The 11625-nt window shown below is 73.3% G+C and carries 10 protein-coding genes and 1 riboswitch; of the genes, 3 read left to right on the top strand and 7 right to left on the bottom strand.

All coding sequences use genetic code 11. From position 1 onward, the window contains the following. Window positions 1-200: 200 nt before the first annotated feature. On the bottom strand, window positions 201-1160 hold the full coding sequence (locus ACFV61_RS10425; protein WP_380340672.1) for a peptidoglycan DD-metalloendopeptidase family protein: 960 nt from the start codon (window positions 1158-1160) through the stop codon (window positions 201-203). Between the two features lie 2 nt (window positions 1161-1162). Continuing rightward, window positions 1163-1345, bottom strand: a riboswitch (cyclic di-AMP (ydaO/yuaA leader). A gap of 312 nt (window positions 1346-1657) precedes the next feature. Between ACFV61_RS10425 and ACFV61_RS10420 the strand changes: the two genes are divergently transcribed. Further along, on the top strand, window positions 1658-3190 hold the full coding sequence (locus ACFV61_RS10420; RefSeq protein WP_380491067.1) for an MFS transporter: 1533 nt from the start codon (window positions 1658-1660) through the stop codon (window positions 3188-3190). Window positions 3191-3214: 24 nt separating this feature from the next. Here ACFV61_RS10420 and purB read toward each other — a convergent pair whose 3' ends face one another. From purB to ACFV61_RS10400, 4 genes are all read right to left on the bottom strand, one after another. Continuing rightward, window positions 3215-4645 (bottom strand): adenylosuccinate lyase, encoded by a 1431-nt coding sequence (gene purB / locus ACFV61_RS10415; protein WP_063350222.1) that lies wholly within the window; start codon window positions 4643-4645, stop codon window positions 3215-3217. A gap of 150 nt (window positions 4646-4795) precedes the next feature. Beyond that, window positions 4796-5251, bottom strand: a complete 456-nt coding sequence (locus ACFV61_RS10410; protein ID WP_063350221.1) for a MarR family winged helix-turn-helix transcriptional regulator — start codon at window positions 5249-5251, stop codon at window positions 4796-4798. Between the two features lie 119 nt (window positions 5252-5370). After that, window positions 5371-5787 (bottom strand): DUF3037 domain-containing protein, encoded by a 417-nt coding sequence (locus ACFV61_RS10405; RefSeq protein ID WP_063350220.1) that lies wholly within the window; start codon window positions 5785-5787, stop codon window positions 5371-5373. Beyond that, entirely contained in the window at window positions 5784-6539 is a 756-nt protein-coding gene (locus ACFV61_RS10400; RefSeq protein ID WP_079136059.1) for a HipA family kinase, read from the bottom strand. Before ACFV61_RS10400 ends, ACFV61_RS10405 begins: the two co-directional genes overlap by 4 nt. A 171-nt stretch (window positions 6540-6710) precedes the next feature. Here ACFV61_RS10400 and ACFV61_RS10395 point away from each other — a divergent pair, with 171 nt between their 5' ends. Next, on the top strand, window positions 6711-8069 hold the full coding sequence (locus ACFV61_RS10395; protein WP_380491065.1) for an NAD(P)/FAD-dependent oxidoreductase: 1359 nt from the start codon (window positions 6711-6713) through the stop codon (window positions 8067-8069). 66 nt (window positions 8070-8135) lie between these two features. Here ACFV61_RS10395 and ACFV61_RS10390 read toward each other — a convergent pair whose 3' ends face one another. Together ACFV61_RS10390 and ACFV61_RS10385 are read right to left on the bottom strand one after the other, a co-directional pair. Then, entirely contained in the window at window positions 8136-9353 is a 1218-nt protein-coding gene (locus ACFV61_RS10390) for a GDSL-type esterase/lipase family protein (protein WP_380370420.1), read from the bottom strand. A gap of 225 nt (window positions 9354-9578) precedes the next feature. After that, complete coding sequence (locus ACFV61_RS10385) at window positions 9579-10916, bottom strand: aminotransferase class I/II-fold pyridoxal phosphate-dependent enzyme (RefSeq protein ID WP_380491063.1); 1338 nt, start codon at window positions 10914-10916, stop codon at window positions 9579-9581. A 34-nt stretch (window positions 10917-10950) separates the two neighbouring features. On the opposite strand from ACFV61_RS10385, the gene ACFV61_RS10380 reads away from it, so the two are divergent. Continuing rightward, on the top strand, window positions 10951-11622 hold the full coding sequence (locus ACFV61_RS10380; protein ID WP_063350215.1) for a pyridoxamine 5'-phosphate oxidase family protein: 672 nt from the start codon (window positions 10951-10953) through the stop codon (window positions 11620-11622). The last annotated feature ends 3 nt before the right edge of the window (window positions 11623-11625 follow it).

The raw sequence follows: 11625 nt of genomic DNA, 5'->3' as shown, positions 1-11625 counted from the left end.
CGAGCCGGGCCGGCCTGGGCGTGTCCCGCGCCCATGTCCACTGCTGCGGCGATCACCCGGTCGAGCGGTCACCCGACATGACCATCCCGGGCGGTCGATTCGCCCCGTAGCAGCGGTGGTTCCTCACCCGACGCATCCGGCACATCCGGTGCATCCGGTGCATCCGGTGCATCCGGTGCATCCGGTGCATCCGGCACTGGTCAGAGCGCGACGCCGTGGGCCCGCAGGTAGGCGACCGGGTTGATGTCCGAGCCGTACTCCGAGCCGTTGCGGATCTCGAAGTGCAGGTGCGGGCCGGTCACGTTGCCGGTCGCGCCGGAGAGGCCGATCTGCTGTCCGGCCTTGACGGCCTGACCGATCTTCACACCGATCGAGGAGAGGTGCGCGTACTCGGCGAAGTGGCCGTCGGCGAGCTTGATCTCGACCTCGTTGCCGTAGGCGCCGCCGTTGCCGGCCTTCACCACGACGCCGTTGCCGACGGCGCGCAGCGGGGTGCCGGTGGAGGCGACGAAGTCCTGGCCGGTGTGGTGGCCGGAGGCCCACATCGAGCCGGCCACGCCGTAGGCGGTGCCCAGCTTCGGGCTGGCCAGCGGGGCGACGAAGGCGGAGGCGGCGGCGACCGGCACGGCGGTGACCGCGGTGGTCGGCGCGGCGGTCTGCAGCTGGGTCTGGAGCTGGGCGGACGGCTTGGCCGCCTCGGTCCGGACCTCCAGCTGGGCCTGCGGCTTGGCGGCGGTGGTGGCCGGCGCGGCGTCCTGGGCGGACGGCTGGGCGGGCTTCGCCGGGGCGGCGGGCTTGGCCGGGGCGGCCTGGCCGGCGATCACGAGCTGCTGACCGGGGAAGATCAGGTCCGGGTTGCCGCCGACGACCTCGCGGTTGTGGTCGTACAGCGCCTGCCAGCCGCCGTCGACGTGCTGGGCGTCGGCGATCCGGGACAGGGTGTCGCCGCTGACGACGCGGTAGCTCTCCTGCGACGGGGCCTGGGCCTGGTCGGCGGGAGCGGCGGCCGGGGCGGCGGTGACGGCGGCGGCCGGCGCGGGGTAGGCCTGGGCGCTCATCGCGGTGACGAGCGGCAGGGCGAAGGAGACACCGGTGACGGCGGTGGCGATCCCGATGCGGGCGGCGCGGGGCAGGGCGATACGACGAGCCTGTGCAGGCATGGAATTTTCCTCTCCGACGCCTGCGAGGTGAGCTGTCGGGTTCGGGCTGGAGTTGCCCGGCCGCACATGCGGCTTCACCCCTAGCCGGCCCTGGATCCGGGTACGCGAAAGCGTGCCGTTTCCGGTCCGGCGACTTACCTGTGGGTCCCCCGCTCCTGCCGTACAGAGTTCGGTGCGAGCCACCGGGCAGCGGCAGGATTCGGCGTTCCACCCGGTGGATCCGTCCGGACTGGCCGGGCGGTCGCTGAACTAAAACCCATCCGTTCGGGTGAAGCAATGTCGATCACTTGAACCGGCAACAACCCCCCGAGCTGCGGTGACCCTTCGAATGATCGGCTGCACCGTACGTGCACAATCCATTCACCCGGCGCCACTGATCCACGACGCTGCGCCGATTCCGCCACCGCTGCGCACCCACCCGCTCACGCACCGCGCACCCACCGACACACCCCCCGGTGACCCTTGTCACGTACGCCCCACGGGCGCAGGATCGGCCCGTGGCCACCTCCGAAGCAGGAACACTGCGCCTGGGCACCTCGCGGGGACGCTGGGTCCTCCTCGCGACGGTGCTCGGCTCCAGCATGGCGATGCTCGACGGCACCGTGGTGAACGTCGCGCTGCCCCGCATCGGCACCGATCTCGGCGCCTCCCTCGCGTCCCTGCAGTGGACGCTCAACGCCTATCTGCTCACCCTGGCCGGACTGATCCTGCTCGGCGGCGCGCTCGGCGACCGGTACGGCCGGCGCCGGGTCTTCCTGATCGGCGTGCTCTGGTTCGCCGCCGCCTCCGCGGCCTGCGCCGCCGCCCCCACCATCCACGTGCTGATCGCCGCCCGCGCCGTCCAGGGCATCGGCGGGGCGCTGCTCACCCCCGGTTCGCTCGCCATGCTGCAAGCCGTCTTCCACCCGGACGACCGCTCGGCGGCGGTCGGCCTGTGGTCGGGCCTCGGCGGGGTGTCGGCCGCGGTCGGCCCCTTCCTCGGCGGCTGGCTGGTGGACGGCCCCGGCTGGCGGTGGATCTTCCTGCTGAACCTGCCGCTCGCGGCCGCCGTGGTCGCGGTCACCTCCCGGTTCGTCCCCGAGAGTCGGAACGAGAGCGCCGTCGGCCGCTTCGACGTGCTCGGCGCGCTGCTCGCCGCACTCGCCCTCGGCGCGATCACCTACGCGCTGACCGCCGCCGGAGAGGGCCTGTCCCCCGCGGTCTGGCTCACCGGCGCGATCGGCCTGCTGCTCGGCGCGGCCTTCATCGCGGTCGAGCGCCGCGCCGCCGAGCCGATGCTGCCGCTCGGCCTCTTCTCCTCCCGGCTGTTCACCGCCGTCAACCTGGTCACCCTCTGCGTCTACGCGGCGTTCAGCGGGGTGTTCTTCCTGCTGGTGGTGCAGTTGCAGATCGTCTCCGGCTTCTCCCCGCTGGTCTCCGGCCTCGCCCTGGTCCCGATCACCGTGCTGATGCTGACCCTGTCGGCGCGCGCCGGGCGGCTGGGCAAGCGGATCGGCCCCCGGATCCCGCTCACCGTCGGTCCGCTGCTGTGCGCCGCCGGGGTGCTGCTGATGCTGCGCATCGGCCCCGGCTCCTCCTACTGGGCGGACGTGCTGCCCGCCGTCACGGTGCTGGGCTGCGGGATGACCCTGCTGGTCGCGCCGCTGACGGCGACGGTGCTGGCCGCCGTCGAGGTCCGGCACGCGGGCATCGCCAGCGGCGTCAACAACGCCGCCGCCCGCGCGGCCGGGCTGCTCGCGGTCGCCGCGCTGCCCTCGCTCGCCGGGCTGAGCGGCGACGCCTACCGGGTGCCGTCCGCCGTGGACTCCGCCTTCCGCACCGCGATGCTGATCTGCGCCGGGCTGCTGGTCACCGGCGGGCTGACGGCCTTCGCCACCGTCCGCGGCAACGTGCTCGCGCCGGTGGACCGCCCGGTGGCCGAGCCGGACTGCGAGTGGGCCTGCGGCACCACCCCACCACTCGACCCGGGCCACGTCCACACGGACGAGGGCCCCGCCACCGGATCGGCGGCAGGGCCCTCAGCCGGCTGACGAATCGTCAGGAAGTACTGCCCGTCAGAGAATGTCGGCCGGCGCGTACTTGGCGGCCTCCGGGTAGGCGGCGGCGACGGCCTCCACCTGGCGGACCACCTCGGCGACCTGGGCGCCGGCCGCACCGGTGAAGGAGAGCCGGTCGGCCAGCAGCGCGTCCAGCCCGGCCCGGTCCAGCGGGATCCGCTCGTCGGCGGCCAGCCGGTCCAGCAGCTCGTTCTCGCGGCCACCCGCACGCATCGCCAGCGCGGAGGCGACGGCGTGCTCCTTGATGACCTCGTGCCCGGTCTCCCGGCCGACGCCCGCGCGCACCGCGCCCATCAGCACCTTGGTGGTGGCGAGGAACGGCAGGTAGCGGTCCAGCTCGGCCTCGATCACGGCGGGGAAGGCGCCGAACTCGTCGAGAACGGTCAGGAAGGTCTCCAGCAGGCCGTCGAAGGCGAAGAAGGCGTCCGGCAGCGCGACCCGGCGCACCACCGAGCAGGAGACGTCACCCTCGTTCCACTGGTCGCCGGCCAGCTCGCCGGTCATCGAGGCGTAGCCGCGCAGGATGACGGCCAGGCCGTTGACGCGCTCGCAGGAGCGGGTGTTCATCTTGTGCGGCATCGCCGAGGAGCCGACCTGGCCCTCCTTGAAGCCCTCCGTGACCAGCTCGTGGCCGGCCATCAGACGGATGGTCTTGGCCAGGCTGGACGGCGCGGCGGCCAGCTGGACGAGGGCGGTGAGCACCTCGAAGTCCAGCGAGCGCGGGTAGACCTGGCCGACGCTGATAAACACGTTGTCGAAGCCGAGGTGCCCGGCGACCCGGCGCTCCAGCTCGGCGAGCTTGTCGGTGTCGCCACCGAGCAGGTCCAGCATGTCCTGGGCGGTGCCGACCGGGCCCTTGATCCCGCGCAGCGGGTAGCGGGCGATCAGCTCCTCCAGGCGGCGGAAGGCGACCAGCAGCTCGTCGGTGATCGACGCGAAGCGCTTGCCCAGGGTGGTGGCCTGCGCGGCCACGTTGTGCGAGCGGCCGGCCATGACCAGCTCGGAGTGCTGGGCGGCCAGGCGGGCCAGCCGGACCAGCACGGCCACCGTACGGTCGCGCACGTGCTCCAGCGACTGGCGGATCTGCAGCTGCTCGACGTTCTCGGTCAGATCCCGGGAGGTCATGCCCTTGTGGATCTGCTCGTGGCCGGCGAGTTCGCTGAACTCCTCGATGCGGGCCTTCACGTCGTGGCGGGTGACCCGCTCACGGGCGGCGATCGAGCCGAGGTCGACCTGGTCGATCACCCGCTCGTAGTCGGCGACGGCGTTCGCCGGTACCTCGACACCGAGGTCCTGCTGGGCCTTCAGGACGGCGAGCCACAGGTGGCGCTCGAGGACCACCTTGTGCTCGGGGGACCACAGCTGGGCCAGGGTCGCCGAGGCGTACCGGGAGGCCAGGACATTGGGGATCTGGGGCTTCGCGCTCACGCTTCGCAAGCCTAACAGCCGAGGTCAGCCGGAACGTCGGCGCATCGGGCGGCTACGGCCCGGGCCGGAGCGGACGGCTCCGACCGGGCCCGCCCGACGGCTCCCGCCGGGCGCGGCGCGGTCCGTTACCGGGCGGCTTACTGGGCTGGCTTACTGGGCGGCGCCGGCCCGGCCGGCCAGCACCGGCAGGACCTGCCCGCAGATCGAGTGCAGCGCGATCCGCTGCTCGTCGGTCATCGCCTCGAACGCCTGGTGGGTGCGGGCCATCTCGCCGCGGATGCGGTTCAGGATCTCCCGGCCCTCGTCCGTGATCACGACGATCTTCACCCGGCGGTCGCCGGCGGCGGCCTCCCGGTGGGCCAGGCGCAGCGTCTCCAGCCGGTCCACGATCCCGGTGACGTTGGAGGCGTCGCAGCCCAGCCGTCCGGCCAGCGCCCGCATCGGCACCGGCTCCTGCACCGCGCCGAGCGCCTTGGCCTGCGAGGAGGAGAGCCCGTGCCGGGCCGCGGCCGCCGCGAAGTCCTGGAAATACGCGGCGCCGACGGCGGCCAACGCCTCCATCAACTCGGCGTTGGTCGGTACGGTCGTCGTCGCTGTCGAACCCATGGGGTCAGCGTACGGCCGAGTGCTTCAGCAACTCAAGCTTTGACCACGGCAACCGTCGACGGCTTGACCAGAACTGCAGCACCGGCCGGTCGACAGAGCCTCCGGCCAGTCGACAGAGCTTAGAGCACCAGCTGATCGAACAGGTGCCGCAGCTCCGGCTCCGGGTCCGCGGTCAGCCCGGTGTGCACCGGCCCCGGCTGGACGATCGCGCTGCGCGGAGCGGTCAGCCAGCGGAACCGCTGCCCCGGGCTGTCCCCCGCCGCCGGACCGGCCTGCGGACCCCCGGCGCACACCGCCTCGATCCCGTGCAGCGCCCGCCGCACCCCGTGCACGTCCGCCACCGGGTCGAGCGCCAGCAGCCGGGCCTGGTCCAGGTGCGTGCGCGCGGCCAGATACCCGTTCTGCCGGCAGTACAGCAGCACCCCGACGTTGACGCACTCGCCGCGCTCCACCCGCGGCACCGCGCGGATCACGGCGTACTCGTAGTCGTGCAGTTCGACGGCGGCCGGCAGCGCGGGCGTCCTCGGCTCGGTCATGCGGGCACCTCCGGCAGCCAGTCGCGCGGACCGGCCAGTCGGCCGGTCAGCTGGGCGCGGTACGCGGCGCGCACCGCCTCGGGCGAGTCGAAGCCGGGCTCGTCCAGCAGCCAGACCTCCGGGATCCTCGCCACCGCGCCCTCGATCGCGGCCTCCGCGAGCGGCGCGAGCGCCTTGTCCGCGGCCGTCAGGTCCGGCCGGGCCCGCAGCAGCGCGTGGTCGGAGGCGTCGTACGGGCGGCGCACCCAGGCGGCGGCGCCCGCCCAGTGGTGGTGGAAGATCAGGCTCGCGCCGTGGTCGATCAGCCGCAGCCCGCCGGTCGCCACCAGCAGGTTGGGGTTGCGCCAGGAGCGGTCGACGTTGCCGATCAGCGCGTCGAACCAGAGCACCTGGCCGGCCAACTCCGGATCCACCTCGAAGCAGAGCGGGTCGAAGTTGAGCGCGCCGCTGACGAAGGCCATCCCGAGGTTGGTCCCGCCACTGGCCCGCATCTGGTCCTGGACCTGCTGGTCCGGCTCGCTGCGGGCCAGCACCGGATCCAGGTCGACCGTCACCAGCTCCGGCACCGGCAGCCCGAGCCGCCGGCCCAACTCCCCGGCCAGCACCTCCGCCACCAACGCCTTCCGGCCCTGCGCCGCGCCGACCCATTTCAGCGCGTACAGCCGCCGGTCGTCGGCCTCGACCAGGCCCGGCATCGAGCCGCCTTCTCGCAGTGGCGTCACATAACGGACCGCCGTCACCTCGGGGAGCACGCCCCACAGCCTATCGGTGCCGACCCGTCACCTCCTCCCCTCCGTACGCCCCCCGTCCCACCCCTCCACCATCCGCCCCACCCCGGTGGCAGCCCCCGCTGCTCCGTGCGAGTGTGGCGGACAGCAATGGGGACCTTCGCGGTTACGACCTGCACGGCAAAGGGATGAGCGATGGAACGACCTCGGATCCTGATCGTGGGCGGTGGCTTCGCCGGCCTGGAGTGCGCCCGCCGACTCGAACGCAAGCTCGCGCCGACGGAGGCCGAGATCTCGCTGGTCACACCGTTCAGCTACCAGCTCTACCTGCCCCTGCTGCCGCACGTCGCGGCCGGCGTGCTGACCCCGCAGTCGGTCGCGATCTCCCTGCGCCGCACGCTGCGCCGTACCCACATCGTTCCGGGCGGCGCGATCGGCGTGGACCCGGCCTCCAAGGTGTGCGTGGTCCGCAAGATCACCGACGAGGTGGTGGCGCAGAAGTACGACTACCTGGTCCTCGCCCCCGGCAGCGTCACCCGCACCTTCGACATCCCCGGCCTGACCGACTACGCCCGCGGCATGAAGACGCTCGCCGAGGCGGCCTACGTCCGCGACCACGTGATCGCCCAACTCGACCTCGCCTCGGCCACCTTGGACCAGCGGGAGCGCGAGTCCCGGCTCCAGTTCGTGGTCGTCGGCGGCGGCTACGCGGGCACCGAGACGGCCGCCTGCCTGCAGCGTCTGACCACCGCCGCGTCCCACCGCTATCCGCGCCTGGACACCCGGCAGATCAAGTGGCACCTGATCGACATCGCCCCGAAGCTGATGCCGGAGCTGGGCGACGCGCTGGGCCTGGCCGCTCTGGAGGTGCTGCGCGGCCGCGGCATCGAGGTGTCGCTGGGCGTCTCGGTGGCCGAAGTCGGCGCCGAGTCGGTCAAGTTCACCGACGGCAGGGTGCTGCCCTGCCGCACGCTGATCTGGACCGCCGGGGTGGCCGCGAGCCCGCTGATCGGCACGCTGGACGCGGAGACGGTCCGCGGCCGGCTCGCGGTGACGGCGGAGATGCGGGTGCCGCAGTTCGAGAGCGTGTTCGCGCTGGGCGACGCGGCCGCCGTGCCGGACCTCGCCAAGGGCGACGGCGCGGTCTGCCCGCCGACCGCCCAGCACTCCGCCCGGCAGGGCCGCGTGGTGGCCGACAACGTGATCGCCGCGCTCCGCGACCAGCCTCTGGAGCCCTACTACCACAAGGACTTGGGCCTGGTGGTCGACCTGGGCGGCAAGGACGCGGTGTCCAAGCCGCTCGGCGTGGAGCTGCACGGGGTGCCGGCCCAACTGGTGGCCCGCGGCTACCACCTGATGGCGATGCGCACCAACACGGCCAAGTTCCGGGTGAGCGCCAACTGGCTGCTCAACGCGACCGCCGGGGACGACTTCGTCCGGACCGGCTTCCTCGCCCGGCAGCCCGCCCGGATGCGCGATTTCGAGTACACCGACGCCTACTTGACGAAGGACCAGGTCCGGGCGCACGCCCAGGCCCTGCTCGCCAAGGGCTGAGCCACCCGGCGCCCGCCTCCGGAACCGATCCGGAGAACGGGCGCCGAGCGCCACAACGTCACGGCGTCACCGCGCCGCCAGGTACATCCCGCCCGCGTCCTGCCCCGCCGTGTTGCGGCACGCGTAGTCGCCGCTGCTCTGCCCCCACAGCAGGGTCAGGCAGCGCCCGAGCGCCTGCTGCCCGTAGTAGTTGGGGTGCATCGACTCCTGCAGCACGCCCTGCGTGGAGTTGAGGCCGCCGTCCAGGAAGCGTGCCCATTCGCTGGTGGTCGCGGACGGTCCGGCGGTGGCGGTCGGCTGCCGGGTGGCCGTCGAGCAGACCTCACGGCCCTGCAGCATGTCGGAGAGGTCGAGGAACTGGGCACCCTTGGACGCCGCGACCCCGGCCAGCGACTTGGAGATCTGCGGCACCATCGAGTCGCGCGCCCAGTCGGCGTCACCGTCCCAGAACGGGCAGCCACCGGTGTTCGAGCGGGTCCAGCCGCTCTCCGGGTAGCGCATCTCGGCGCTGCGCGGGATCGGCGAGGGGTAGGACTGCAGGACGAGGCGGTAGTCCCCCTGCGCGTAGCCGGCGCCGGCCATCACCGCGCGGATCTCGTCGATCGCCTTGCCGACCCCGGCCATCGCCGTGGGCATCTTCGAGTCGATCGAGGACTGCGCGGAGTCGTGGCAGTAGGAGTACCAGATGAGGTAGTCCTGGACGCAGTTGGAGATGATGCCGCCGAAGCCGAGGTCGTTGCCGCCGATCGACAGCGTGATCAGCTTGACGTTGTTCTGCCGTGCCACGGTGGCGAGTTGGTCGGCCTGCGGGGCCTCGCCCTTGAGCGTCTGGCCGCCGTTGGCGGCGCGGAAGATGTTCGCGGTGACGGCGCCGGAGCAGGCCAGGTTGATCTCGTTCTGCGCGCCGGTGGAGGCGCTGAGCACCTCGGCGACGTCGGATCGGTCGCAGCCGCTCGCGGCCGTGGGGCCGTAGATCCGGGAGGCGTCGGCGGAACTGCCGTTCCAGGCGCGGTCGGTACCGGCCCGGCTGCCGCTGGTGCCGGCGGCGTTGCCCATCCAGCGGCCGGCCTCGCCGGAGATGTAGCTGTCGCCGAGCGTGACGCTGGCGGTGGGGCCGCCCGGTGCGGCGAGGGGTACGGAGGGGGCCGCGGCGGCCGGCGCGGCGGCGGCGAGGCCGCCGGCCATCAGACCGCCGGCGGCCAGCGGGAGGGCGAGGGCCGCGGTGAGCAGCCGTCGGCGGAGTCGAGGGGCGCTGCGGGTGATGCTCGAACTGTTTTCGGGCACGGCGGAACTCCTGCGGCTCGGTCTTCCCGTGCGGTGGGGACGGGAAGACGCCTAGGTGAGGGTGGGCCGCCGGCCGGTGGCGCGATGAACATGACATGCCCGCACTGGTTACCGCTAGGTATCTGCACCAGGTTTCCCGCTTTGTTACCGCCGGGTTCAGACCAGCGGAGCACCGGGTTCAGACCGGCGGAGCGCACGGGTCGAACCGGACCGGCGGAGCCCGGTTCACACCAGCCGCGAACCGGCCCCGCCCGCCCCCAGCACGGCCGCCAGGTCCTCGGCCAGCCGCTGCGCGTCCGCCGGTTCCAGCTGGGCCACGGTGAGCCGCAGCCCGGGCGGGGACTGGATGCGGTAGCGCGCGCCGGGCGCCGCGACCCAGCCGCGCTGCACCAGCGCCACCAGCACGGAGGTCTCGTCCGGCACCGGCACCCAGACGTTCAGTCCGCTCTCGCCGTGCGCCTCGATGCCGCGCGCGGCGAGTTCGCCGAGCAGCGCGTCCCGGCGGGCCCGGTAGACACCGGCCACCCGGGCGACCGGCACCGCGTCGGTGCGCCACAGCTCGGCGACGGCCCGCTGGAGCAGGTGGCTGACCCAGCCTGCGCCGAGGCGCAGCCGCCCGGTCACCCGTCCGATGGTGTCCTCGTCGCCGACGGCCACCGAGAGCCGCAGGTCCGGGCCGTACGCCTTGGCCGCCGAGCGCACCACGGCCCAGTGCCGCGCGCCGGCACCCACCAGCGAGTGGTACGGCTGGTCGACCATGCCGTGCCCGTGGTCGTCCTCGATCAGCAGCACGCCGGGGTGCTCGGCCAGGACGGCCCGCAGCTCCTCGGCCCGGCAGGCGGTGACCGCGGCGCCGGTCGGGTTCTGCGCCCGGCTGGTGACCACCACCGCGCGGGCGCCCTCGGCCAGCGCGACGGCGAGCGAGTCGGGCAGCGGACCCTCGTCGTCCAGCCGGACGGGCGCGGGCCGCAGGCCGAGCGCGGGCAGCAGGTCGAGCAGGCTGCCCCAGCCCGGGTCCTCGACGGCGACGGCGTCGCCGGGGCGCAGCCGGGTGGCGAGGATGCGCTCGATGGTGTCGAGCGAGCCGGAGGCGACGGCGATCGGACCGCCGGGCAGGCCGTCGGCCTCGAAGGAGGCGCGGGCGAGCGCGAGCAGCCCGGGATCGATGGCCGGGTGCCCGTACAGGACGGGCTCGGCGTGGGCGGCCTCGGCGGCGGCCGCGAGGACCGGGGCGAGGTCGGGCAGCAGCGCCGGGTCGGGGTTGCCGGCGGACAGGTCGCGGGCGTGCGGGGGGACGGGGACGCGGATCTGGTCGCGCGGGGTGAGCGCGGGCCTGGGGAGGATCCGGCTGCCCTTGCGGCCGGCGGTCTCGATCACCCCGCGGTCGCGGAGCAGCCGGTAGGCGGCGGCGACGGTGTTGGGGTTGACGCCGAGTTCGGCGGCGAGGTCGCGCAGCGGGGGCAGCGCGGTTCCGGGGGCGAGGCGTCCGGTGCTCACGCCCTGTTCGATGTGGGACGCGATTTCGCTGGCGCGTCGCCCTTTCAGCGGATAGTCTCCTAGCACAAAGCAAATTATGCACTAGTACATAGAGGTTGTCATGTCGGCCCCTTCAGAAGGCTCCGCCAGCTACTCCCGCACCCCCCGCACCACCCCCACCCGCTACAAGGACCGCGCCACCTGGGAGCAGGAGGCGATCCACGACATCCTCGACCACGCGTACATCTGCCACCTCGGCTTCGTCGCCGACGGCGCCCCCGTCGTCCTGCCGACCATCTACGCCCGCGTCGGCGGCCGACTGTACGTCCACGGCTCCACCGGCAGCCGTCCGCTGCGCAACGCCTCCGCCGACCAGGGCCTGCCGGTCTGCCTCACCGTCACCCTGGTCGACGCGCTGGTGCTGACCAAGTCCGCGTTCAACCACTCGGTCAACTTCCGCTCGGTCGTCGCCCACGGCACCGCCCACCAGGTCACCGACCCCGAGGAGCTGGACGTCGCGCTGGCCGCGCTGGTCGACCACGCGATCCCCGGCCGCTCCGCCGACGTCCGCCCGGCCAACGCCAAGGAACTCGCCGCCACCGCCGTCCTGCGGCTCGACCTGGACGAGGTCTCGGCCAAGACCCGCGACGACGGCGCCGACGACGACCCGGAGGACCTCGACCTGCCCCACTGGTCCGGCCTGATCCCGGTCACCACCGTGCACGGCACCCCCGAGCCCGCCGACTCCACCACCGTCCCGCTGCCCGCGCACCTGCGCGGCTACCCCCGCTGACGG

Origin of the sequence: Kitasatospora sp. NPDC059817 (assembly GCF_042731835.1) — a bacterium.
Classification (GTDB): Bacteria; Actinomycetota; Actinomycetes; order Streptomycetales; family Streptomycetaceae; genus Kitasatospora.
The sequence above is the reverse complement of the archived record's forward strand: the minus strand, read 5'-3'. Positions and strand labels throughout refer to the sequence as shown.